Genomic DNA, 25,674 nt, shown 5'->3' with positions numbered 1-25,674 from the left:
CGTGGACGGCGAGCAGGGAGGGCTGACGTCACCGGAATGCATCTGGCGAACCCCGTCGGGTCAACTTCGCGGGGGTGACGACGCACCTCGAGAGGATGGACTACGGCGGGCCCGTGTCCCGAGCCTTCGACGAGGTGACGAGGGATCTGAGTCAGCGAGGCACAGCGCTGGAGTGCGCCATCAATGATCGCTGAGGTGACGCTGTGAACGAGCTGCTCGCCGTCGCTCGCGCAGACGAGCGCCCAACGAGCGCCCCGGCCTTCAGGCTGCTCCAGGTCCTCGTCCGACTCAGGTCGAGCGTCGGCGCAGTCCCCTGATGGGCGGCGGCCCCTCAGGTCTCACCCCACCCACGCCGATGACACAACAGAGCACGGAGTGACAGGCTGCACGCAGCCACCGCAGGACGATCGACAGGGGCTTCACGGCAATGACGGCAGTGACCGACGAGCACCGGCCCGCCGGAGCGAGCCCGGCTGACACGATCGCCCCCGGCTCGGTGGTCGTGGTCCGCGATGAGGAGTGGCTGGTCACCGCGACCGAGGAGACGGCTGACGGCCTGCTCGTCACGGCGCAAGGGCTCGGCGAGCTGGTCCGCGAGACCGAGGCGCGGTTCTACACGAGCCTCGACGACGTCCATCCGCTCGATCCGGCGAAGGCCAAGGTCGTCCCCGACGACAGCCCGAAGTACCGCAAGGCGCGCCTGTGGCTCGAGTCGACCATCCGCAAGACTGCGGTCCCCCTCGCGGATCCGTCTCTCACGGTCTCGACCCGCGCGCTCGCGGACGGTCTGAGCTACCAGCAGTCAGCGGTGCGCAAGGCGCTGGACCCGGCGAACCTCCGCCCGCGCATCCTCCTGGCGGACGCTGTGGGCCTGGGCAAGACGCTCGAGATCGGCATGATCCTCTCCGAGCTCGTCCGCCGTGGTCGCGGTGACCGCATCCTCATCGTGACGCCGCGCCACGTGCTCGAGCAGATGCAGCACGAGATGTGGTCGCGGTTCGCGCTCCCGTTCGTCCGCCTGGACTCGGCCGGCATCCAGCGGGTTCGGCAGAAGCTCCCGGCCACCCGCAACCCGTTCACGTTCTACCGCCGCGTGATCATCTCGATCGACACGCTCAAGTCGGACAGGTACGTCGCGCACTTGTCGAAGCAGCGCTGGGACGCCGTCGTGATCGACGAGTCCCACAACCTCTCGAACTCGGCGACGCTCAACAACCGGCTCGCACGTCTCTTGGCCCGCAACTCCGACGCGCTGATCCTCGCGTCGGCCACTCCGCACAACGGCAAGGCGGATTCGTTCGCCGAACTCATCCGCCTCCTGGATCCCTCGGCTGTGCGGCCCGACGGCGACCTCGTGCCCCAGGAGGTCGAGCGGCTCGTCATCCGTCGCCACCGGCACAGCCCGGAGGTCGCCCAGGTGGTCGGTGCGGACTGGGCGGAGCGCAAGCCGCCGCAGAACGTCCTCGTCCCCGCGACGCCGGCGGAGGACGCGATCGCCCGCGAGCTCGACGAGGTGTGGCTCCACCCCGTCGGCGGTCGCAGCCCGTACTCAGGTCAGAACGCTTCGCTCTTCCCCTGGACCCTCGCGAAGGCCTTCCTCTCCTCCCCGGCCGCGCTGCGGCAGACGATCGTCGAGCGCCGCGGTCGCCTCGGTGCGGGTCAGGCGGCCGACGACGAGCGTGCTGCGCTCGCGAGGCTGCTCGAGCTCACCGAGCAGGCGCTGGCGCAGCCGTCCGCCAAGTACACGAGGCTCGTCGAGCACCTGCGGCAGATCGGGGTGCGCAAGGGGTCCTCAACCCGCGCCGTCGTCTTCGCCGAGCGCATCGCGACCCTCCGGTGGCTCCAGGAGCATCTGCCCAAGGATCTCGGGATGCCCGCCGCGGCAGTCGAGGTGATGCACGGTGGGCTCCCGGACGACGAGCAGCAGCGCATCGTGGAGGCGTTCAAGCAGCAGCACGCCGACGTGCGCGTGCTGGTCACAGGCGACGTCGCTTCGGAGGGCGTCAACCTGCACGCCCAGTGCCACGAGCTCATCCACTTCGACATCCCGTGGAGCCTCATCCGCATCGAGCAGCGCAACGGGCGCATCGACCGGTACGGGCAGAAGCACCCGCCGCAGATCACGACGTTGCTCCTGGACCCGGCGAGCGAGCGGTTCTCGGGTGATGTCCGCGTGCTCGCGCGTCTGGTCGAGAAGGAGCACGAGGCGCACACCGCCCTCGGCGATGTCGCCTCGCTCATGGGCACGTACGACGTCGGCCGTGAGGAGGACGCGATCCGCAAGGTCCTCGCGGGCAGCAAGGACCTCGACGACGTCGTCCGCTCGGTCGAAGAGGTCGCGGAGGGTGACGACCTCACAGGTCTGTTCTTCCGCCTCTTCGACGCCCCGGCCGCGCAGTCCACACAGCCGGCGCCGGCAAGCCCACCGGGCACGACGGCGGGTTCCGGCCTCTATCCGGACGAGGTCACCTACCTCGAGGAGGCGCTGCATGCGGCGTTCCTCGACCCGTCGGCCAAGCCCGGCAAGGAGAGCGTGGCCTGGCGTCATCACCAGGGCTACGGCAAGGCCGAGCTCGTGCCGCCACGTGACCTCGTCCAGCGCCTCGAGGTGCTCCCGCAGTCCTACCTCGCCGATCGCAAGGTCACCGAGCTGCTCACCCTCGCGACCACGCCCACGGTCGGCAAGGCCAGCCTCGCCTCGGCACTCTCGGATCAGAGCGACTCGAGCTGGCCCGAGGCGCACTACCTGAGCCCGCTGCACCCGGTGCTCGAGTGGGCATCTGACCGCGCCCTCGCCAAGCTAGGCCGCAACGAGGTGTTCGCCGTGCGCGGCGACGTCGAGAGCCCGACGGTCCTCCTGCTCGGAACGCTCACCAACCGTCGCGGCCAGGTGGTCGCGGCCTCCTGGCTGACGGCCGAGTTCCCCGACCTAACGTCGCCGTCCTTCGTGCTCATCAGCCCGCATGAGTCAGCGGCGAGCGCGCTTGCGAGCCTCGGCTGGACCGGTCTGCGTAGCAACCCTGGCGCGGTGAGTGACGTCGACGCGCTGACGGCCCTCGTCGCCCCGGCGGTTGAGCGGTCCCGCGCGCAGATGCGCGACCTCTTCGCCGCAGCCGAGGCGGAGGTCGCGCAGCGGGTCGAGGACTGGACGCGCCGCCTCGACCAGTGGGAGCGCGACGCGGACGTGCTGTTCCAGCGCAGCGAGCTCAAGCAGCGGCGCGTGAGCGTCGAGCAGGAGCGTGAGCTGGTCGCGGCGATGAGCCCGGACCGGCAGCTGGTGCGTCCGCTGCTGGTCGTGGTTCCTCAGGAGGGTCGGGCATGAGCGGGTCGGACGCGATCGTTGTCGGCGAGGCGTGGATCAGCGAGCACTACTTCACCACCGAGGCGCGCTCGCAGTCCTTCCAGGCGAAGGTTCTCGAGCGTCGCAAGCAGTGGGATGAGGAGGCGGCAGAGGGACGCCCGACGGCGCGCTCACGGTTCACCGAGGCGCGAGCCCGCCTTGAGGTGGACCTTGCGAGCCTCGACGAGCACGAGGACCCGGCCACCAAGCGCGCCGCGACCGAGGACGTCCACCGCCGCGTGGTCGAGGTCCTGGGCCTCGCCGGCCACGGCCGACGCCTCGACCAGGACGGCCCGGTGCTCCGGGTCTCCGCCCCCGGCATCACCGAGGGCGCTCCGCTTGCCGTGGTCCACGCGACGGCCGTGGGAAGCGTCGAGGACCTGCTCGCCAAGGACGGTCGCACGCTCGCCGACCCGGTCGAGCTCGCCGACGGTGAGCCGATCACCTCGGCCGCCCGCCTGGTCTCGGCACTCTTCGTCGCCGAGGGCGCGCCGTCCCTGGTCCTGGTGCTCGCCGGGCGCTGGGCGCTGCTCGCCGAGCAGGAGCGGTGGGCCGAGGGTCGCTACCTCGCCGTCGACCTCCAGCTGGTGTGCGAGCGCAACGAGGCGAAGCGCGGCGGGGAGATCGACCGTGCGCTCACGTGCCTGAGCGCGGAGTCCATCGCCCCGGACGCCGACGGAGACCTGTGGTGGCACGGGGTGCTCGAGGAGTCCGTCAAGCACACCGTCGGGGTCTCGAAGGACCTGCGCGAGGGGGTCAGGCTCTCCATCGAGATCCTGGCGAACGACGTCGTCGCGCGGCGTGCGGCCCAGGGGCTCGAGCCGCTGCCGCAGGACCAGGCCCAGGTGCTCGCGACACAGTCGCTGCGGTTTCTCTACCGGATCCTCTTCCTGCTCTACGCCGAGGCGTCCCCGGAGCTCGGGGTGCTGCCGGTCAACGAGCCCGAGTACGCGCAGGGCTACAGCCTCGACCGCCTGCGAGAGCTCGTGCAGGTCGAGCTTGCGACGCCGCAGTCCCGCGAGGGCACGCACCTCTACGAGTCCCTGGGCGTGCTGTTCCGCCTGGTCGACCGCGGGCACAGCCCGAAACGGACCGTGACCGCCGACGGCGACTCGACGACGAACGCCGGGCTCACGTTCAACTCGCTGCGCGCGGACCTCTTCACCCCGCAGGCCACGGCCCACATCGACACGGTGGGCATGAGCAACGTCGCGCTCCAACAGGTGCTGAGCCACCTGCTGCTGAGCAAGGAGTCCCGTGGCCGGGACCGCGGCTTCATCTCCTATGCCGAGCTCGGCATCAACCAGCTGGGCGCGGTCTACGAGGGCCTCATGTCGTACACCGGCTTCTTCGCGGAGACTGATCTCTACGAGGTCGCCAAGGGCGGCGACCCGAGCAAGGGCTCATGGGTGGTTCCGGTCGAGCGAGCCGAGGGCATCGACGCCAAGGACTTCGTTCGGGTCAAGGATCCCGCCACCGGTGAGGAACGTCCGGTGCTGCACGAGCGCGGCACGTTCGTCTACCGGCTCGCCGGCCGGGAGCGCCAGCAGTCGGCCTCGTACTACACCCCCGAGGTGCTCACCCGGTTCACGGTGGGGCAGGCGCTCGAGGAGCTGCTCGACCAGGACGGCACAACGACGACGGCGGCCGAGGTACTCGAGCTGAGCGTGTGCGAGCCGGCTCTGGGCTCGGGTGCGTTCGCTATCGAGGCCGTGCGCCAGCTCGCGGAGCAGTATCTCCAGCGACGGCAGAAGGAGCTCGGCGAGCGGATCGACCCGGACGAGTACCCGCGGCGGCTCCAGGAGGTCAAGGCCTACCTCGCGCTGCACAACGTCTATGGGGTCGACCTGAACGCGACAGCGGTCGAGCTCGCCGAGATCTCGCTGTGGCTCGACACGATGGTCGAAGGGCTGGACGCCCCTTGGTTTGGGCTGCACCTTCGGCGCGGGAACTCCCTGATCGGCGCGCGGCGGGCGGTTTTCCGGCGCGACCAGGTGACGACCAAGGCGTACCTCAAGGAGGTGCCGCGCGACGTCCCACTGACCTCCCTGGCCGACGACGTGCGCGACGGCGCCCTGGCAAGGGGCGTCGACGGCGGCGTCCATCACTTCCTGCTGCCCGCCCCCGGCTGGGGCTCCGCCGTGGACGCCAAGGAGGCGAAGGAGCTCGGGCCTGAGGCGCTCGCGCGGCTGAAGAGTTGGCGCTCGGCCGTCCAGGCCAAGCCGACCAAGGCGCAGGTCGACGCCCTGGTTGACCTCTCCTACCGGGTCGAGGCGCTGTGGCAGATCGCCCTGCAGCGGCTCGAGATCGCCGAGCGCGAGGTGCGCCGCGCGATCCCCGTGTGGGGTGCGGAGGGTCTGCCCTCAGGCGGGGCCGTGCAGCGAGAGCAGATCGAGCTGGCGCTCGCCGATGCGAAGGGTGCGTACCGGCGCCTGCGTCGGGTCATGGACGCGTGGTGCGCGCTGTGGTTCTGGCCGCTCACCGACACGCTCACCACGCGGACGGTCGACGGTGTGGTGCAGCGGATCCAGCCGCCGAGCCTGCAGCAGTGGATTGACGCCCTGCAGATGCTGCTCGGACGGCACAGCGGCAAGGCGCGCACCGCCTCAGGTGGCAACCAGATGCTGAGCACGGGCGTGACGTGGGAGGAGCTCACCGACCATGAGCAGACCGACCAGCTGTTCGCCAGCGCGATGCCGGTCGGGTCGGTGCTCGAGAAGCACCCCTGGTTGCGGGTGTGCGAGGCGGTGGCCGAACAGCAGGGCTTCTTCCATTGGGAACTCGAGTTTGCGACCGTCTTCGCGCGCGGCGGATTCGACCTCCAGGTGGGCAACCCGCCTTGGGTCCGTCAGGAGTTCAAGCTCGCAATCGCGGTAGCGGAGTTCGCGCCAGAAGTCGCTCTGGGCAATGAGCGACCAGAGGTGAGGGCATGGGCCCGGGACGCGGCGCAGGTTCAGGTTGATGAGGTGCTCGAGGCTGCAACTCAAATTACGAATTCATCGTCCTTCCTGCGCGCGAGCGCAAACTACCCGTTCCTGGCCGGAGCGCTGACTGATCTCTACAAATCGTTCCTCGAGCGGTCATGGGCCCTTCTGTCGGATCGTGGCCGCGCAGGCTTGATCCACTCGGCCGCGTTGTATCAGGAGGAATCTGGCGCGGAACTCCGAGGCGAGAGCTACCGAAGGCTCGAGCGCCTGTGGCACTTCACGAATGAACTCAAGCTGTTCGGTGAAATCGGGAACCGGGTCGCGTACGCGATTAGCGTACATCGGCGCGCACGCACCTCCCCCTGCTTCCTCAATGCCTGCTTCGCGTTACACCCGGACGTGATCGAGCGGTCCTTGGCGCATGACGGAAGCGGAGCGGCACCAAACATCAAGGCCGAAGAGGGCGGCTGGGATCATCGGCCTCACCGCGCCCGCATACGGAAGATCGACCGCGCGGCGCTACGTGAATGGGTGGTCGACGAGAGCGCTTCACCGGAGCAGGCGCCCCTGATGTTCGCGGTCAACAACCTTGTCGACCGAGCAATCGCGATCATAGGCGGTTCGCCGCGCTTCGAAGCGTTTGGTCCTTCGCGCCCGTACATATGGGCGGGAATCGGCGAGACCTTCGGGGTCGATCATGGCGTAATCAGGTCCGGTTGGGTGCGCCAACGAGACGCGAGCAAGGTTGTGCTACAGGGCCCGCACATCGGCGTAGCCAACCCGGTTCTTCAGGAGCGCGGCGTTGGAATGCGTAACCACCGTGACTGGCTCGATGTCGACTTGCGACATCTGCCTTCCGAGCCCGAATGGGTGACTGGTTACCAGGTCGTCAACGAAGCGGGCCTTATCGACTCCATGCCCAAGGTTCCCTCGTGTGGGTTCGATGACTTGTTTCGTGTGGCGTGGCGCCGGCGTGTCAGCACAGCCGGCGCGCGATCTCTGCAGGCTGCAATCCTTCCCCCCGGGGTGAAGCACATCGACGCCCTTATGAGCGTGGGCCATCCAGACTGGCCCGCTGTGGCTGTGGCGGTACTTTGCGGTGTGCTGGCAAGCCTTCCGCTTGATTTCCAGATTCGTGTTGCGCAGCGCTCTGACATCCGCGGTGGGACGCTCGCTCGGCTTCGGTTGCCTGTGGTCGGGGCGCTAGAACAGGAATTTGCGCTGCGCGTACTTCGCCTCAATTGTGTCAACGCCGCTTACGCCGGACTGTGGGATAAGTGGGCATCAGAGCGGGCTGCCAGCCCAGTCTGCGACCGGTGGACGTCGCCCCCGCCTGGGAAGCTCGCCGCGCAGGAGAAGTGCCCCGTCTTTCAAGGTCGCACTTGGCAGTGGGAAACAGCATTGCGGAGCGACTGGGCCCGTAGACAGGCGCTTTTGGAAATCGACGTCATTGTGTCGATGTGGTTTGGGCTCACCATCGAGGAACTCATCGGGATCTACCGAGCCCAGTTCGGTGTGTTTAGGCTGGAGGACTTGAGGTCGACGGGGGACGACTATGGTCGGTCGTGTGCGGCTGAGCCTGGCGGGGGCTATGATCGTGAGGCCGACATGCGGCAGGCGTACACGGAGTTCGAGCGTCGGCTCGCGGAGCGCTCGTGAGTGAGCTCCTCCCCACCGCCCAGGCGGAGAGCGTTCGCCGCGGACTGCTCGACTACCTCGTCACCACCTTCGCCCTCACGGACGCCGACGCCCGCGACGCACTCGACGAGTTCCTGTCGCACCCCACCGACGGCATGTTCAAGGGCCCCTACGTGCGCCTGCGCCTGCCGTTCCGCCCGGCGGACGAGGGCTGGCGGGACGCCCTCGAGTGGTACGACGGATTCCCGCCCTACGGCCACCAGGCCGCCGCCTTCCGGCGGCTCTCGTCGATGGTGGACGGTCAGCGCCGCCGTCCGCAGCCCACCCTTGTCACCACGGGCACCGGGTCTGGCAAGACCGAGGCCTTCCTCTACCCGATCCTCGACCACGTACTCCGCGCCCGCCGCGACGGCGTGACCGGCACCAAGGCGCTGATCCTCTACCCGATGAACGCCCTGGCCAACGACCAGGCGCTGCGCCTCACCCAGCTCCTCACCACCAAGTCGGACCTCGCGGGCATCACCGCCGCGCTCTACACCGGCCAGGCCGGCCCCACGCGCACGAGTGTCACCGCGGACGGGCTCATCACCGACCGCGCGGTGATCCGCGACTCGGCGCCGGACATCCTGCTCACCAACTACAAGATGCTCGACCAGCTGCTGCTGCGCCGCGACGACCAGGACCTGTGGCGTCAGTCCGCCACGAGCCTGCAGTACCTCGTGCTCGACGAGTTCCACACCTACGACGGCGCCCAGGGCACCGACGTCGCGATGCTCCTGCGCCGCCTCGGGCTCACCCTCAAAAGTCACTGGACCGACGACGCCACCGGCACCGACGAGGACCGCGCCCGGCCCCTCGGCCGCATCACGCCGGTCGCGACCTCAGCCACCCTCGGCGACAAGGGCGACCCGACCGTGATGGTCGACTTCGCCCGCACGGTGTTCGGCGAGGAGTTCGGGCCGGACTCCGTCGTCACGGAGTCGCGCCTCAGCCTCGAGGAGTGGGCCGCCGACGCACCGGCACGCACGCGTGCCGTCGGCCTGACGCCACGCGCCACATCCGAGATCGACCCCGCAGCCGTGCTCGAGGCGGTCGAGGCCCTCGGCCACGACCCGTCGTCGTCGGCGCTCGCGCACGTCGTCGTGCAGCACCTGTTCAGCGGCGATGAGGCCGCCCTCTCCGCCGTGACCGGGGCAGGCCCGGACACCGGACTGCTGCTCGACGCCGCGCGGTCGCACCCCCTGGTTCATGCTCTCGCCGGCGCCGCGGCCGAGGCCGTGCCCGTCGAGCGCCTCGTCGAGGCTGTGCTCGGACGCCCACCTGCCGGGCGAGACGACCCGTGGGGGCAGGTGCTCTCGCACGTCGTCGCGATGCTCGGCCACGTCCGTGCCCTCACGGGGCGGGACGCGCTCTCGGTCGACGTGCACCTGTGGGTGCGGGAACTCAGCCGCATCGACCGGGCAGCGGACTCCACCACGCAGTACCGTTGGGCGGACGACGGGCCGGCGTCGCCGGTGGCCGAGACCGGCGACCTACGACCACCCTTCCCGGCCCTCTACTGCCGGCACTGCGGGCGCTCGGGCTGGGGCGTCGAGCTCGCCCCCGGCGGCGGGTGGGACCTCGCGTCCAGCGACGAGAAGGTCCGCGTCAACCACCTCACCCGCGAGGGACGCTTCCGCGCCCTCCTCTACGCCCCGGTCGAGGCCGACCGCGCGTTCTTCGGTGAGGGTGATCCCCCCGAGGGCCTCGTCTGGTTCTCCGTGCGTGGCCGCACCCTGCTCCAGGAGATGCCCGCCGAGGACGACCCCGAGCTGCGCGACGGCTGGGTGCTGCCGGTGCTGACCACCGTGGGACCCGACGCGGACAAGGCTGCCAAGGACGACGACTGCCCCTCCTGCGGGCAGGCCGACGGCATCCGGTTCCTCGGTAGCGCGATCGCCACGCTGCTCTCGGTGTCGCTCTCCACCCTGTTCGGCTCCGCCCAGCTCGACGCACGCGAGAAGAAGGCGCTCGTTTTCACCGATTCGGTGCAGGACGCCGCCCACCGCGCCGGGTTCGTCCAGGCCCGCTCCCACACCCTCACGTTGCGCGCCGTGCTGCGCGAGGCCGTCGACGACGGCCCGCTCACCCTCGATGCCCTCGTCGACGAGGTGATCCGCCGCGCGGGTGACGACGCCTTCGCCCGGTATCGCATCATCTCGCCCGACTGCGCGGACCGGGAGGCCTTCCGGCCGTTCTGGCAGGCGCCGACCCTGCGCGGCGTCTCGACCAGCGTGCGCAAACGCGTGCACCGGCGCCTCGCATTCGACGCCGCGATGGAGCTCGGCCTCAACTCGCGCACCGGCCGCACGCTCGAGCTCACCGGGGCTGTCGCCGCGGAGGTGCAGGTCCACCCCGAGCGCATGGCCAAGGCCGCGCGCACCGTCCTCTCGGGCTTCGCCCTCCTGGGCACCCTTGACGGCGGCTCGGATGAGCCTGGGGACCGAGTGCTCGTCCAGTGGGTACGTGGCGTGCTCGACCGGATGCGCGCCCAGGGCGCGATCGACCACGAGTGGTTTGCCCGCTACCGCGCCGAGGACGGCGCCCGCTGGACCATCTGGGGCGGGCGCCCTCGCGGACAGGGCATGCCGGCCTTCCCCCGTGGCCGCCCAGCCCCCGAGTACCCGCGCGTCGGCGGCGCACAAGACGCGGCCAAGGAGTCCGGCCTCGCCGCCGTGACCTCAGCCAAGTCCTGGTACGCGCGCTGGACCTCACGCGTGCTGCCTGTCAGCCCCCAGGACGGCGGCCTGCTCGCTCGTCTGCTCCTCGACCGTCTCGCCAAGGACGGCGTGCTCGTCGAGACCACCACCCAGTCCGGCGGGACCGTCTACGCCATCCCGCCGTCGAGCGTCGTCGTGAGCCCCACCGATGACGACGCGCTGCGCGCCGGCCAGCACATGCTCACGTGCGACGTCTGCCGGGCCGTCACCCCAGGCAGCCCGACCGTGGTCGCCGAGCTCGCGGACGCGCCCTGCCTGGCCGTGCGTTGCACCGGACGGCTGCGCCCGGCCCCTGTCGGCGACGGCTTCTACCGTCGCCTGTACTCGTCGCCCGACATGCGCCGCGTCGTCGCGCGCGAGCACACCAGCCTGCTCGACGACGAGACCCGCCTCGCCTACGAGAACGGCTTCAAGGGCGCCCAGGACGACCCGCAGGCCCCCAACGTGCTCGTCGCCACGCCCACCCTCGAGATGGGCATCGACATCGGTGACCTCTCGGCCGTGTTCCTCGCGTCCCTGCCCCGCACCGTCGCGTCCTACCTCCAGCGCGTGGGCCGGGCAGGGCGCCTGACCGGCAACGCGCTGAGCCTCGCGTACGTCACCGGCCGCGGCGAGCACCTGCCCAAGCTCGGCGACCCGCTGTCCGTCATCAACGGCGAGGTGCGGCCACCCGCCACCTACCTCGACGCTGAGGAGATCCTGCGGCGGCAGTACACCGCGCACCTCGTCGACCACCTCGCGCGCGACTCGAGCCGCACCCACCCACGCCGCGCGACGCACGCCATCGGCTCGATCGAACCCGGCAGCTTTCTCGGCGACCTCATCGAGCTCGCCGAGTCGGGTACCGACGAGCACCTCAGCCAGTTCGCCGCGAGCCTTGACGGTGTGGGCGACGCAGCCCTGGTGGGCCTTCGCGCGTGGGCGACCCCGCAGGACGGTCCTGGATCGAGCGGCCTCGCCGCACACCTTCACGCAGCGAGCCGGCGCTGGCAGGGCACCGTCGAGACCCTCGGTCACCGCATCACCGCGATCGACGCGGTGCTCCCGGAGCTTCAGCGGCAGGCCGACTCACCCGCCGCGACCGACGACGACAAGCGCGCCCTGCGCTCGGCGCAGACCGCGCGCAGGCTCACCGAGGGCCAGCAACGCCACCTCCGCGGTGAGCACTGGATCGCCGTGCTCGAGGAGTACGGGATCCTGCCGAACTACACCCTGCTCGACGACACCGTGACTCTCGACGTCGGGCTGAGCTGGACGGACCCGGACACCGACACCTTCCAGACCGCCCACGTGGGCTTCGTCCGTGGTGCCGCACAGGCCATCCGGGAGTTCGCACCCGGTGCGACCTTCTACGCGCGCGGCCTCGAGATCGGCGTCGACGCCGTGGACCTCGGCATCGACGGCGAGTCGATCCGCCCCTGGGCCTTCTGCCCCGCCTGCGGGTACGCCGTCGACGTCGAGGCCACCGGCGCAGCCGTGCACCTCAGCAAGTGCCCGCGCTGCGGCTCCGCGGGCATCGCCGACACCGGCCAGCGCGTCGACGTCGTCGAGCTCACCCACGCCACGGCCGAGGTGCGCCGCGACGAGGCCACCATCAACGACCGCAAGGACACCCGCGACAATGCCCGCTTCCAGGTGTTCATGGCCGCCGACGTGGACCCTGAGCACATCCGGCACCGGTGGTTCACCGAGGGCGTCGGCCTCGGCTGCACCTACCTGACCGCGATGAACCTGCGCTGGATCAACGCCGGCGTCCCCGGTCACGGCACGACACGCACCATCGCGGGGGAGGACAGACCCGCGGCCCTGTTCCGCCTCTGCGCGGGCTGCGGCAAGCTCGACAGCGACACCGGGCGCAACACGAGGCACGAGCACCGGCCCTGGTGCCAGTACCGCGACTCCCTCGAGGAGAACACGCGCTCCGTCGCGCTCACGCGCACCCTGAGAACCCAAGGTCTGCTGCTGCGGCTGCCGCGCACCGTGACCGTCGGTGACGCCTTCGCGCTGCCCAGCCTCTCCGCCGCGCTCCTCCTGGGCCTGCGCGAGCAGATGGGCGGGCACCCCGACCACCTGCAGGTGGCGCACGTGGTCGACCCGACCTACAGCGACGGCTCGGCCAACCACGACGGCCTGCTGCTGCACGACATCGTGCCCGGCGGCACCGGCTACCTCGCCGAGCTCGCGACGCCGGAGCGCCTGCACGCCCTGCTCGCACGTGCCTGGCGCCACGTGCGGGACTGCGAGTGCAGCGCGGAGGAGCGCCTCGCCTGCCACCGCTGCCTGCTCCCGTTCGCCGCCCCGCACGCCGTCGGGCAGGTGTCCCGCGCCGTCGCCGAACGCCACCTGCGCGCGCTCCTCGGGATCACCGACGACGCCACAGACGTGGACACCATGACGTGGACCGTCACCGACGAGGCGCCCGACGACACCGACCCAGAGTCCTACCTCGAGCAGCGCTTCCGGAAGATGGTGCTCGAACGCCTGAGCACCCTGGGCGCGGCCGTCACCGAGACCCCCGGCCCCTGGGGCAACACCCTCACCTTCACACTGCCCTCGTCGCAGCGGCGCTGGACGCTGCGACCGCAGGCGAACCTCGTCACCTGCCGCCCGGACTTCTTGCTCGAGTCGAACGACACGAACGTGCCGCGCATCGCCGTCTTCGTCGACGGACGACGGTTCCATGCCGTGCCCGCCGTGAACCGTCTGCGCGACGACGCGACCAAACGGGCGGACCTGCGTGCCGCCGGGTACGTCGTCGTCGGCGTCACCTCTGCCGACCTCGACGCCGCCGAGCACCAACAGCCCGACCCACCCTCCTGGTACGACGAGAACGCCGTCGGGCACCTCATCACCCGGCCCGCGCTCATGGCGTCACCGTCCGCTTACGCCGCGCTGGCCGACGGTCCCCTGGCCCGCCTGCTCGCGTGGATCCAGGAGCCCGACGCCGCCCACAGGCGGATCACCGCTCGGGCCGTCCCGTTCTTCCTCACCCAGGGCGCGCAGGCGCTCACGGTCGCGGACAGCGTGCCGCTCGCGCACGTGGCCGCCGCGCGCCTACGGGACCAGCAGCCGCCGTCGGGCACGCGTCGCGTCGCGGTGTGGCGGCACGGCGCGCTGGTCGCCGCGATCGAGCCGCGTGGCCCGGTGATCGACGTGGCCGTGGTGCTCGACGACCGTGACGAGTCCCTCGACGACGGGCACGCCGAGGCCTGGCGCGCGTGGCTGCGCCTGTCCAATGTGCTCGCGCTGCGCGACTGGCCCACCGTGATCACCACGCTGACCCTGGTCGACGCCGAGCAGGGCGGTGGTGCGTCGCTGCCCACGCCCGCCACGGAGAGCCAGCCCGAGCAGGCGGCCCCGGCGACGATCGACGTCAGCTGGCCGCGCGCATGGCGGGAGGCGGCGCAGGCCGCAACGGCCGGCCCGGAGCGCGACCTCGTGCAGGCACTCGCGAGCCGCAAGGGCCTCACCGGGAGCGTCGAAGCCCCCGCCGTCGGTGTCGAGGGCCCGGACGGGATCATGGTCGACCTGGCGTGGCCGACGCGGCGGATCGCCGTCGAGGTCGCCCCGATGGCTGACGAGGATCGCGCCGACCTTGTCAGTGCGGGGTGGCAGGTTCTGGACCCTGACGTGGACATGATCGCCCAGGTGCTGCGCGACGCCGAGCGCACCGACGAGCAGGAGGCCGACGCCTGATGCCGACCATCATCATGACCAAGTGGCCGGTGAAGATCGACGGCTCGGTGCGCTCCAAGGCGATGGCGTTCCTGCAGAAGCTCTCGGCCGACGACACCACGCCCGGGCTGCACGTCGAGCCCATCCAGCAGTCCGCAGACCCGCGCGTGCGGACCGGGCGTGTGGACCAGTCCTACCGCGCCGTGATGTTCCGGCTCGACGGTGCGGGTGAGCCCCACTACGTCATCCACGGGGTGTGGCAGCACGACGACGCGATCGCGGTCGCCAAGAAGGTGCGCCTCAAGCTCAACCCCATCAACGGCCTGCCGCAGATCGAGGAGATCCCGGTCCCGGCGGACGCTGGGGGAGGCGGTGAGCACGCGGCCGCCGGCCCAGGGGGCGAAAGGCCTGTGCGGAGCGACGAGCCTCAGGACAAGCCGGCTGTCGACGTCCGACGCGATGAGGTCGACACTCGCGAGGAGCCCGTGCCCACCGAGCCGCTGCTCGGTCGCCGGGGAGTCACACGGAGCGACCTCGTCGAGCGCCTCGGCGTGCCGGTGGAGGTTGCCGACCTCGCCTTGGTGGCGCCGGACGAGGACGGTGTGCTCGCCGTGGCTCAGCACCACGAGGGCTGGCTCGGCACCATGCTGATCGATCTCGCCACCGGCGACAGCGTCGACACGGTGCGCGAGCGCATGGAGATCGCAGCTGCGCCCGAGCCCAGCGACGACGATGAAGCGCTGCTGCGGTCGCTGCGCCGCCCCGCCGCCCAGATGCAGTTCACGTTCATCGAGGACCAGGACGAGCTGCGACGCGTCATCGAGTCCGGGGACTTCGGCGCCTGGCGCGTGTTCCTCCACCCGGACCAGCGGCGCTACGTCGAACGCCCCACCAAGGGGCCCTTCCGCCTCTCGGGTGGTGCGGGGACGGGCAAGACCGTGGTGGTCGTGCACCGCACACGCGCCCTCGCCCGTGCGCGACCCGATGCGCGAATGCTCGTCACCACCTTCACGCGGAACCTCGCCGACTCCCTGCGGGACAGCCTTCAGCAGCTCGATCCCGGTGTGCCTGTCGCCGGTGGACCCGGCGAGGCCGGAGTGCACGTCACCGGCATCGATGCGCTCGCCTTCGCGGTCTTGCGGAGTGCCGGCGGTCCCTCGCTCGGGGCGGCGACGCAGGCCGTGCTGGGCGACGAGCGACCCGAGCTGCGTGGGCGCACTCCCGAGGGTCGGTGGCGCGCGGTGGTCGAAGGGACATCCACCGACCTTCCGCCACAGCTCGCACACGAGGCCTTCCTCGCCGCCGAGTACGCGACCGTCGTCCTGCCCAACCGGGTGCTCACCGAGGAGCAGTACCTCCGCGTACGGCGGCCCGGCCGCGGGACACCACTGGACCGCAAGCGCCGAGCGGCCGTGTGGGAACTCATCAGCCGGTACCGCGCCCAGGGCCGCGTGGACGGGACGCTCGACTACCCCGAGACCGCCGCCGTGGCCGCGGCCTACCTGGAGGGAGCGGGTGGCGAACCTCGCCGCCTCGCTGACCACGTGCTGGTGGACGAAGGGCAGGACCTCTCGCCCGGGCACTGGCAGCTGCTACGAGCCCTCGTCGAGCCCGGCCCGGACGACCTGTTCATCGCCGAGGACTCGCACCAGCGCATCTACGGCCCCCGCCTGGTGCTCAGCCGCTACGGAATCAACATCGTCGGCCGGTCGCGACGCCTCACGCTGAACTACCGGACCACCGCGCAGAACCTCCGCTACGCCATGGGAATCCTCGAGGAGGGTGAGTACGTCGACCTCGAGAACGTCCCCGAGGAGACTGGCTACCGCTCTGCCCGAAGTGGACCGGAGCCCGAGCTGGTCGACGTCGCCTCACTCCCCGCCGAGCTGGACCTCATCGCTGACAGGGTCCGCGGCTGGCTGGGCACGGCGGTGCCGGCAGAGACGATTGCGGTGCTGGTGCACGACCGCTTCCAGCGAGAGCGCGTGGTGAGCGGCCTCGCCGAGCGCCGCGTCGAGGTGCGCGCCGTCGACCGCGAGAAGCCCGTTGCCGGCAGGCCGCTGGTCATGACCATGCACCGCGCCAAGGGCATGGAGTTCTCCAAGGTGGTACTCGTCCTGGGCGACCCGAGCGCGACGGAGCGACGATTCGCCGGACTGGACGAGGCCGAGCGCGCGGACGCCGAGCTGCGGGAGCGATCGGTCGAGTACGTGGCAGCGACGCGGGCGCGGGACGAGCTGGTGGTGGTGCGTCGTGATTGATCAGCGGAATGGGCGGTGCCAGACCGTCGCCCCAACGAGCATGCCGGCCAGCGGTGCGAGTCTTCACGAGACCGAAGAGCTGTTCAGCAGCAAGTCATCGGTGCCGAAGGAGAGAGAGTGACGGCGGCCCATCCTGCGCTTGCGGACGAGCAGGCTTACCTGGACACCGCGTACGACCTGCTCGAACGCGGCATGGCCGACGCCGAGGCGAGCATTGCGGCGGCGGTGCCTGGCGACCGGGCCTCTGCGCGCGCCCTGCGGCGCGCGCTCGAGGTCCTACGCCACTCCAAAGGAACCGGTGCGCTGATATTCGGCCGCGTGGACGCACCCGACGCCACCCTCTACGTAGGTCGTCGCCGTGTGTACGACGAGAAGAAAAACCTCAAGGTCATCAGCTGGCACACGCCGGCGGCCGCTCCCTTCTACCAGGCGACGCCAGCCGATCCGCAGGGGCTGACCAGCAAGCGGACGTTCGTCGAAGAAGAGCGCCGAATCGTCCGCCTGATCGACGAGGTCTTCGGCGACACCGCCGTCGGCGCGCTGGGCGGGCCGACCATCAGCGACGCTCTCCTCGCCGAGCTGGAACGCTCACGTGACGGCGCCATGCGTGACGTCGTCGCCACGATTCAGGCGGAGCAGTTCAGAGTGATCCGCGCCCCGATGGAGGACCTGCTGGTCGTGCAGGGCGGGCCGGGCACGGGCAAGACGGTCGTCGGCCTGCATCGCGCCGCGTGGCTCGCCTACAACAACGCCGCGCTTCGCGAGCGAGGCATGCTGGTCGTGGCGCCGTCCGCGACGCTGCTCAGCTACATCAGCGGCGTCCTGCCCTTGCTCGGAGTCAACGACGTGCTGCAGGTGCAGCTGCCGGACCTGTACGCGGGAGACGGCCGTGCGACCGCGACGGACACGCCCCTGGGCGAAGCAGTCAAGGGCTCTGACCGCATGGCCGCGGTCCTTGCGGCAGCGCTGCGGCAGAGGGTGAATCCACAGCCGGGAGACGTGGAGCTGGCAGTCGGTGCCGACCGCGTGCGACTGCCCGGTACGCGGGTGATGGCCATCCTCGATGACGTGCGCGGTCGTTCGCTGCCGCACAACGAGGCTCGCGGCGTCCTCCGCCAGGTCCTCGGGAATGCCCTGTACGAGGTCTACGCGGCCGAGCAGCGGCGCAACGGACGGCCACCCGTCGCGAACGACTCCACGATCCGACGGCTGTCGGCGTTCTCCAACGCGCTCGACCGGCTCTGGCCCACGTTCACCCCCGAGGACTTCCTCCGGACGCTCTACGCCACGCGCTCGTGGCTGGTCGACGCGGCCACCGACATCCTGACTCCGGACGAGCGTGCGGCGATCGCCCGTGAGGGCACGGGTCCGATCGCGGAGGTGGCGTGGACGGAAGCGGATCTCTACTGCCTCGACGAGCTATCCGCGCTTCTCGACGGAGCACCCGTCACATACGGACACGTTGTCGTCGACGAGGCGCAGGATCTCTCGCCGATGCAGGCGCGGGCGTTGGCGCGCCGTTGCCCAAGCGGTTCGATGACACTGCTCGGCGACCTCGCACAGGCACGCACGACCTGGGCGGTGGACGACTGGTCGCAGATCTGCCGACACCTGTCAGACAGCGCGGCCCAGGTCGAGACCTTGACTATCGGTTATCGCGTCCCGAGCGCCGTGCTCGACCTCGCCGCGCGTCAGCTTCCGCTCATCTCCTCGGCGCTTCGTGCGCCACAGTCCATCCGAACCGGTCGACTCGTTCCTCAGGTACTCCGGGGTGAGCCCGACACGCTCGTCGCGGTCGTCGAGTCCGCCATACGGCACGCGCGGAGGCTCGAGATGTCCGTCGGTGTCGTCGTCGAAGACGCGGGCTACGACGGCCTGCTCGCCGACCTTCGAGAGCTCGACCCATCAATCGGGGACGGCCGCGACGGGGACTTCGCTGGTCCGACGACCGTGGTGCCCGCTCGGCTGGCCAAGGGCCTGGAGTTCGACGCCGTGATCGTTGCCGAGCCCGACGCGATCGTCGGGACCTCCGACGACAACCGGCGCCTCCTCTACGCCGCGATGACCCGATGCACGCAGGCGCTGTACATCGCGCACACACGGCCACTCCCTCTCGGGCTCGACCACCTCGACACCACACCCTCGGCGCAGCAACCGGTGGACGATCGCGTCGAGCCCTTGGCCGAGCCAGCGCCTGACGAGCCAACCCGCGGCCCTCGCGATCGCCTTCTCGAGATCGTCGCTGGCCTGGCCGATGACGATGTCGAGGTACTGCTCACGATGGCACGACGGCTCATGCCGGGGACTTCGAGGAACGACTCATGACAGAAGACTCGACGGGCGCTCGGTCCGACGTGCGCGCGCGCCTGGAACGTCAGCTCGAGACATGGCGTCGGGAACTCGTCACGCTCGACCGCCGGCAGCGGCTGCTCTACTTCAAGCACACGAAGTCTGCGTCGCTCGAGGTGGTCGCGCCCAGTCCTAGCAATGCTCTGATGCTCACCGAGAACGGCGATGTTCGCGTCGTGCTCGACGGCGAACGAACGTCCGTCGGTGGACGCGAGCTCGTGATCGTCGACAAGACCGAGAGCGAGCTTAAGGCGGGTCTGCGACGCCTCGACCAGCACTCCCAGCAGACGTTCGCCGATCGCGGTCTGTGGACCCTCTACCTCGGGCTCGGCATGCTCGCCTGGCGCGACCCGCAGGACGACAAGCCGGTTGTCAGCCCCATCCTGCTAGCGCCCGTGCGACTGCGCCGGACGTCGGCGGACATGCCGTACGTCGTCACGCGGACCGAGGACGACGTCGTGCTCAACCCGGTTCTTGCGCTCAAGCTCGAGCACGACTTCGGGCTCGTCCTCGACGATATCGACCCGGATGTGTTGGATGTCGCCTCGGTGTTCGCCGGGGTCCGCGCGAAGGTGGCGGCTCACCGTGGGTGGGACGTCCAGGAACGTGTCGTCCTCACCACATTTAGCTTCCACAAGGAAGCCATCTACCAGGATCTGCGCGAGCACCAGGACGAGGTGCTTGCGAGCGAACTCGTCCAGCTAGTCGCCCTCGGACCCGACGCGCCTTCAGCAGGCTCCTTCGCGTTTGACCCCATCGGCGACGACGAGCTCGACACTGTCATGCCTCCCGAGCTGCTGCACAACGTGATGGACGCCGACGGTAGCCAGCGCAAGTGCATCCTCGCCGCCCGTGACGGTCGCAGCTTCGTCATGGATGGCCCACCTGGGAGCGGCAAGAGCCAGACGATCGCCAACATGATCGCTGAGCTCATGGCGAGCGGGCGGTCTGTGCTCTTCGTGAGCGAGAAGGCGGCCGCTCTGGACGTCGTCCGCAACCGACTTTCGGACGTTGGGCTCGGTCCCTTCTTGCTCGAACTCCACAGCAGCGCGACCACCCGCAAGCACTTCGCCGAGACCATGGGTAAGGCCCTCTCCGAGCGCATTCGTGCCGGGCAGCCCCTGTCCGCCGTGGAGGCCAAGGAGCTCGAACGCGCGCGGAACGATCTCAGCGGCTACGCCATCGCGCTCAACGAGGTGCGACCGCGCACGGGCCGGAGCATTCACTGGGCGCTTGGAACGATGGCGGCTGCACACCGCCTTTCCACTTTCCGGCTCCCCGGTGGCGCTCAGTGGTCGTCGCTCAGCGCCGACGACTTGGCCGACATCCGCAGCGGCGCCGGCGCGCTGGCACGGGTCTGGGATCCGGTGGAGCGCGGCAGCGCCTTCGCGTGGCGAGGGCTCGTGCGCTGCGCCGACCCTGGAGACCCCGAGCGGCTGCGTCGCCTTGCAGTCGCCGCCCGTGACTCCGCCGCGGCGCTCGCGTCCCGAGCTCGTGCGGTCGACGACGACCTTGAAGTCTCGATGCCCGTCACCGCGGCCGCTGCCAGCGATCGTGTGCTCCTCCTGCAACTCCTCGAAGAACGCCCCGACGGCAGCCAGCTCGCGCACCTCACAACCGAGGACCTCGACGCAGTCCGCAAGCGCCTGGCCGACGTGCGACGGCTCGTCGACGCACACGCGCGCGCCACCACGACGATCGAGGAGTCCGTCGGTCCGAGATGGACTGAGCTGCAACCGGACGACCTCGAGCTGCTCACTGCTCTCGAGATCGCGAACGACCTCTGGTCGCCGAGCCCCTCGACGTCAGCGACGCAGCTCCGGGCCGCGGTCGACGCGGCAAGGAACGCTCCGGTGGTACTCGCCGAGCTCGCCAGCGAAGGGCGTCGACTGGCTCACATGCTCGGCGTCGACGCCGAGCGGCTCGCCGTCTCGCGACTCGCTGATCTCGTCGCACTCGCAAGGCTGGGAGCTCAGAGCGCACGGCCGGAGGCCGACTGGCTGAACCCCGCTGTGACCGCAGCCGTGCACGAGTCGGCGCGCATCCTCGGCAGCCTTGTCGAGCTCGTCCGTGGGTGGGAGAAGGGAACGCAAGCCGAGTTCACGTCAGACGCGCTCACCGTGGACCTCCCGGCTCTGCACACCAGGCTGACCCAGACGCATGTCGGCCTGCGTCGGTGGTCGAGCGCGGCGCGCGCGGATCGTCGCTTGCTCAAGAGCATCACGGTTCGTGGTCGAGCCGACAAGCAGGCGGTCGCTGCGCTCCCGAATGCCATCTCGTGGCAACAAGCTGAGGCAGCCCTGACCCGTGCCGAGGCTGACCACGCCGCGCGGCTGGGCGGCTACTACCGCCGAACCGACACGGACTTCAGCCGTGTGAGCGTCGCCATCGCGACCGCCGAGCAAGCATTGCGGCTCGTCGGTGACGACCTCGATGCCGACGCGCTCGCCCGCCAACTCAGCGCGACCGGCAATCCGGACCCACAGCTGCTCGGCACCGCCGACCGTATCGAGGTTGCGCTCTCTCGGTGGCACTCACTGGCGGCCGCGTGGGGCGAAACCAACCGGCCAGAAGCGCCGCGTACGCCTCAGGACATCGCCGAGGCGGCGCAGCAGCTCGATGAGAGCTACCGGGCAGCTGTCACGGTGCTCGAGCGCGTCGCCGTCGCGGCCGGGCGCGACACGACGATCGCCGACGCGCGCAGCATCCTCACGGCAGTCGGTGACCATGCGCGCACCACGGCAACGATCCTGGACCGGTACGAGGACGACCGAGCCGCGTTGGGCCCGGCGTACGAGTCCTTCTCGACCGAGTGGCCCGCCGTCGAGCGGGCGCTTGGCTGGGCCAGCGCGGTCCGAGGGCGGGTGAACGACCAAATTCCTCTATGGGTCGCCGAGCGACTTTGGGAGCCAACAATCCGCTCGGTCGAGCTGGCGCCGCTTGTCGAGACGTACTCGCGACAAGTCCACGATCTGCTGTCGAACTTCGACGAGGCCCGCCGAGCCGAGCTACGGGCGGATCTCGACACGGACCTTGACATCGCGCACGAGGTTCTGGCGGAGCTGGCTGCTGACGCACCTCGTGACGTCCCGGTGTGGGCCGAGTACCGGAACCGCGTCCAGCAGTTCGAGGACTTCGGCTGCGCCCCGCTGATCGAGGAGCTCACAAGTGCCAGAGCGGCTGCTGCGGACGTCCCTGAGGCTGTGGAGCGTGCCGTCCTCGAGGCCTGGGTCGACGCAACGATCAACGCCGACCACCGCCTGAAGCCCCTTCGAGCAGACGACCGGAACGCCCTGGTCGAGCGCTTCCACCACCTCGACCGGCGCCTCGTCCACGAAGCTCACAACAAGGTGGTTGTGGCCTGCAACGCTCGCAGACCCAAGTCGGCCACCAGCAGGGGCGCGCAGCTGATCCAGCGCCAGGCGAATCTTAAGAGCCGTCACAAGCCGATCCGTACCGTGCTTGCCGACGCCGGGCAGGTGGCCCAGGAGCTCAAGCCCTGCTTCATGATGAGCCCGCTGGCGGTGTCCCAGTACCTGCCTGCGGGCATGCGCTTTGACGTCGTCATCTTTGACGAGGCGTCGCAGGTGCTGCCCTCAGATGCGGTCAACTGCATCTACCGTGCGAAGCAACTGATCGTCGCCGGCGACGTGAAGCAGCTCCCGCCCACGAGCTTCTTCACCAGCGGCCTTCAGGACGAGGAGACGGACGACGAGGAGGAGCCGGACGTCTTCCAGTCTGTGCTCGACCAATGCAAGGCAGCGGGCGCCCTGCCGTCGCTACCACTCAGCTGGCACTACCGCAGTGCCCACGAGAGCCTCATCGCCTTCTCCAACCACCGCTTCTACAAGGGTGAGCTGTTCACCTTCCCGAGCGCGCGCGAGCAAGGCTCTGACATCGGCCTCGAGTCGATCGTCGTGAACGGGACGTACCGGCGAGGTACGTCCCGCGACAACCCGGTCGAGGCCCAGAAGGTCGTGGAGCGGATCGTCCATCACGCGACGGAGCACCCCGACCTTTCCTTGGGGGTGGTCACCTTCTCGACCGCTCAGGAGGACGCCATCTTCGCGGAGATGGAACGACAGGCGCTCGAACACCCCGTGATCTCAGACCTCTTGAACTCGCACGACCGCCTTGACGGTTTCTTCATCAAGAGTCTCGAGAGCGTCCAGGGTGACGAGCGGGACATCATCCTGTTCTCCATCGGGTACGGCCCGGACGAGCACGGCAAGATGACGACAAACTTTGGTCCCCTGAACCGACAAGGCGGATGGCGGCGCTTGAATGTTGCCATCACACGCGCCCGTCAGCGGGTCGAGGTCGTTAGCTCGTTCCATCCGGGGCAACTGGTCTCCGTGAACGAGGGTGTCAGCGCACTCGCGCGCTACATCGACTTCGCTCAACGAGGCATGCCCGCGCTTGCCGTGGACCTCACTGACAGTCTCGGCGACGCTGAGAGCCCGTTCGAGGAAGACGTCATCCGAGAGATCGTCGCTCTGGGCTACGAGGCGGTCCCGCAAGTCGGGACAGCGGGTTACAGGATCGACATCGGCATCCGGCACCCCCTCGAGCCGGGACGGTTCATCCTCGGTGTCGAGTGTGACGGCGCGGCCTACCATTCGTCGAGAGTCGCGCGAGATCGCGATCGCCTTCGCGAGGAGGTGCTGACCAGGCTCGGCTGGCGCATCCACCGCATCTGGGGCATTAGCTGGGTCCGCGAACGGGCTGAGCAGCTGGATCGGCTCCGCGCCGCGATCGAGGCGGCGGTCTCGGCGACGGGTATGCCAGCCATCCTCACTCGTCCGACGACGCCTGTGCTGGAAGTCGAACAAGTGGACCTGGACGCGCCGCCAGAGTGGGGGAGACCGTATCGCGTGGGTGGCGAGAGATACCGGACCTGGCACGAGCCGGGCGCGGTGGAGGCGCGGCCCGCCATGCGGCAGTACTTCGCAGAGCTTCTCGCCGTCGAGGCGCCAATGCATCTCTCAGTTGCCTTTGACCGGCTGCGACGCGACTGGGGCATTGGCCGGATCGGGTCGCAGATCGACGGCAACGCGCGCCGGGCGATCGAAGGGGTTCGTGTCCGAGACAGCAAGGTCGTCATCGACTCGATGGACTTCATCACGTTGCCTGGCGAGGCCTTCAGAGTGCCCCGCTACCCGAGTGGCCCGGAGTCCCAGCGCAAGCCCAGGCAAGTCCCGCCCGAGGAGATCCGCGTCGCGATCACGCATATCGTGGACGACGCCGTCGTAGCGGAGAGCGACCAGATCGCGAGGGATGTCGCCAAGTTCTTCGGATGGAACACGACCGAAGAAGTGCGCCGCATGGCCAACCAGGCTGTGGCTCGGCTGGTCCATGAACGTCGGCTCGAGAATCGAGGGGATAGTTTCCGCATCGCTCACGCGTCGACGTGACCCGTGCACTCAGGACGTGAACCGCTCCCAGCGCCACTGGAGCAGGTCACGGCCGGGCCGGTCGGCGCGCTTCGCTCGCAGAGTGATTGATCGGCCGTGCATCTCCTGAATCCGGCTCTTCGGAGTCGAGCGTGGGTGGTCGTCGTGGGCGGTGTGCGCGGTGCTCCAGGGAGGTAGGTGTCGGGGCCTCCAAGGTCGGCAGCGACCAAGCAACCGTCCTTCGGAAGCCCGACGTGTCTGGGAGCAGATGCGGCGACGGCGCACGTTGGTGCGCCCGCGCTGACGAGGTGTTCCACGCCCCGGCTTGTACATGCTCGAGGTCGCTCACGATGGCGCGGGCCGGCTGTGGTGACGGTCGAGACCGATGAGGTCGTGATCGGCTGTCGGTCCTGCGAAGTGGTCGCGATCGGTCACGGTCGCCGTGTTCACCGGGTGCACGACGCGCCGGCGTTCGGGGCTTCGGTGTTGATCTGCTGGCGCAAGCGGATCTGGCGATGTCCCGATGCCGGCTGCTCGGTGGTGACCTTCTCCGAGGACCACCCGCTGATCGGGCCGCGGGCCAAGCTCACGAGCCGGGCGATCGGGTGGGCGACCGACGCGCTGCCCCACGACGACACCACCGTGGCAACCCTGGCCCGGCACCTGGAGTGGACTGGCACACCTGCTGGGACGCGCTCGATGGGGTGGTCACCTTGGGGGCGGACGAGCACGTCTGGAAGCCCTCGCGCCGCGGTGGGGACCGGGCGGTGACCTCGATGGTCGATCTGAGCCGTGACGAGTACGGGCGCGTCCGCGCACGGCTGCTGGGCGTGGTCTCTGGCCGGTCCGGGACCGCCTACTTGAGGTGGTTGGCCGCCCAGGCCGAGGGGTTCACCGCGACGGTCGAGCACGCCGCCTTGGACCTGTTCCGGAACTATGCCAACGCGATCCGCGGCGAGGCCCCAGAACGCCGTCGCGGTCCTGGACGCGTTCCACGTCGTCAAGCTCGGCACGGCCGTGGTCGACGAGGTCCGCTGCCGCGTCCAGCAGGACACCCTCGGTCACCGCGGACACAAGAACGACCCGCCCTGCGAGATCCGCGGGCTGCTGCGACACGGCGCCGAGCACCTGTCCGCCCGGCAGGTCACCCGACTCGAGACGGCCCTGGAGGCTGGGGACCCGGACTGGGAGGTCACACCATTGCCGGCTCATCGCAATCGAGGGTGTAGTCGCGGTCTGAGGCCGCCGGTCTCGAGCAGGCTGCGGGCGATGTAGTTGGTGAGGTTGCGGAAGCCGAGGGCGATGCCGCGTAGGTGCTCCAGTCGCCCGTTG

7 protein-coding genes and 2 pseudogenes are annotated in these 25,674 nt (G+C 69.7%); 8 read left to right on the top strand and 1 reads right to left on the bottom strand.

Translation table 11 applies throughout. From position 1 onward, the window contains the following. Positions 1 to 427: 427 nt before the first annotated feature. From GXB85_RS08445 to GXB85_RS08420, 6 genes are all read left to right on the top strand, one after another. On the top strand, positions 428 to 3,322 hold the full coding sequence (locus tag GXB85_RS08445; RefSeq protein WP_161917209.1) for a helicase-related protein: 2,895 nt from the start codon (positions 428 to 430) through the stop codon (positions 3,320 to 3,322). After that, complete coding sequence (locus GXB85_RS08440; RefSeq protein WP_161917208.1) at positions 3,319 to 7,926, top strand: class I SAM-dependent DNA methyltransferase; 4,608 nt, start codon at positions 3,319 to 3,321, stop codon at positions 7,924 to 7,926. The genes GXB85_RS08445 and GXB85_RS08440 overlap by 4 nt, the downstream gene beginning before the upstream one ends. After that, on the top strand, positions 7,923 to 14,360 hold the full coding sequence (locus tag GXB85_RS08435) for a DEAD/DEAH box helicase (RefSeq protein WP_161917207.1): 6,438 nt from the start codon (positions 7,923 to 7,925) through the stop codon (positions 14,358 to 14,360). Before GXB85_RS08440 ends, GXB85_RS08435 begins: the two co-directional genes overlap by 4 nt. Continuing rightward, positions 14,360 to 16,600 carry a UvrD-helicase domain-containing protein gene (locus GXB85_RS08430; protein WP_161917206.1) on the top strand — a complete coding sequence of 747 codons (2,241 nt, stop codon included), beginning with the start codon at positions 14,360 to 14,362 and terminating at the stop codon, positions 16,598 to 16,600. Before GXB85_RS08435 ends, GXB85_RS08430 begins: the two co-directional genes overlap by 1 nt. A 117-nt stretch (positions 16,601 to 16,717) precedes the next feature. After that, positions 16,718 to 18,925 carry an ATP-binding domain-containing protein gene (locus GXB85_RS18835; RefSeq protein ID WP_161917205.1) on the top strand — a complete coding sequence of 736 codons (2,208 nt, stop codon included), beginning with the start codon at positions 16,718 to 16,720 and terminating at the stop codon, positions 18,923 to 18,925. Continuing rightward, the gene (locus tag GXB85_RS08420; protein WP_161917204.1) at positions 18,922 to 24,363 is read left to right on the top strand and encodes a DUF3320 domain-containing protein; all 5,442 of its coding nucleotides are present in this window, start codon (positions 18,922 to 18,924) and stop codon (positions 24,361 to 24,363) included. Before GXB85_RS18835 ends, GXB85_RS08420 begins: the two co-directional genes overlap by 4 nt. A 425-nt stretch (positions 24,364 to 24,788) precedes the next feature. Here the strand turns inward: GXB85_RS08420 and GXB85_RS18160 are convergent, their stop codons facing one another. Then, positions 24,789 to 24,983 (bottom strand): hypothetical protein, encoded by a 195-nt coding sequence (locus GXB85_RS18160; RefSeq protein WP_237728101.1) that lies wholly within the window; start codon positions 24,981 to 24,983, stop codon positions 24,789 to 24,791. On the opposite strand from GXB85_RS18160, the pseudogene GXB85_RS18830 reads away from it, so the two are divergent. Then, a pseudogene (locus GXB85_RS18830) lies at positions 24,948 to 25,298 on the top strand (transposase); the annotation flags it as partial. The gene GXB85_RS18160 and the pseudogene GXB85_RS18830 sit on opposite strands and share 36 nt — an antisense overlap. Then, positions 25,279 to 25,503: pseudogene (locus GXB85_RS18825) on the top strand (transposase); the annotation flags it as partial. The pseudogenes GXB85_RS18830 and GXB85_RS18825, both read left to right, overlap by 20 nt. Positions 25,504 to 25,674: the final 171 nt, after the last annotated feature.

The organism is Cellulomonas sp. APG4, assembly GCF_009996735.1.
Taxonomy (GTDB): Bacteria; Actinomycetota; Actinomycetes; order Actinomycetales; family Cellulomonadaceae; genus Actinotalea.
The sequence above is the reverse complement of the archived record's forward strand: the minus strand, read 5'-3'. Positions and strand labels throughout refer to the sequence as shown.

Coding starts and splice junctions, on each gene's coding strand:
- GXB85_RS08430 (WP_161917206.1), top strand. CDS start 14,360: ATGCCGACCATCATCATGACCAAGTGGCCGGTGAAGATCGACGGCTCG.
- GXB85_RS08445 (WP_161917209.1), top strand. CDS start 428: ATGACGGCAGTGACCGACGAGCACCGGCCCGCCGGAGCGAGCCCGGCT.
- GXB85_RS08420 (WP_161917204.1), top strand. CDS start 18,922: ATGACAGAAGACTCGACGGGCGCTCGGTCCGACGTGCGCGCGCGCCTG.
- GXB85_RS08440 (WP_161917208.1), top strand. CDS start 3,319: ATGAGCGGGTCGGACGCGATCGTTGTCGGCGAGGCGTGGATCAGCGAG.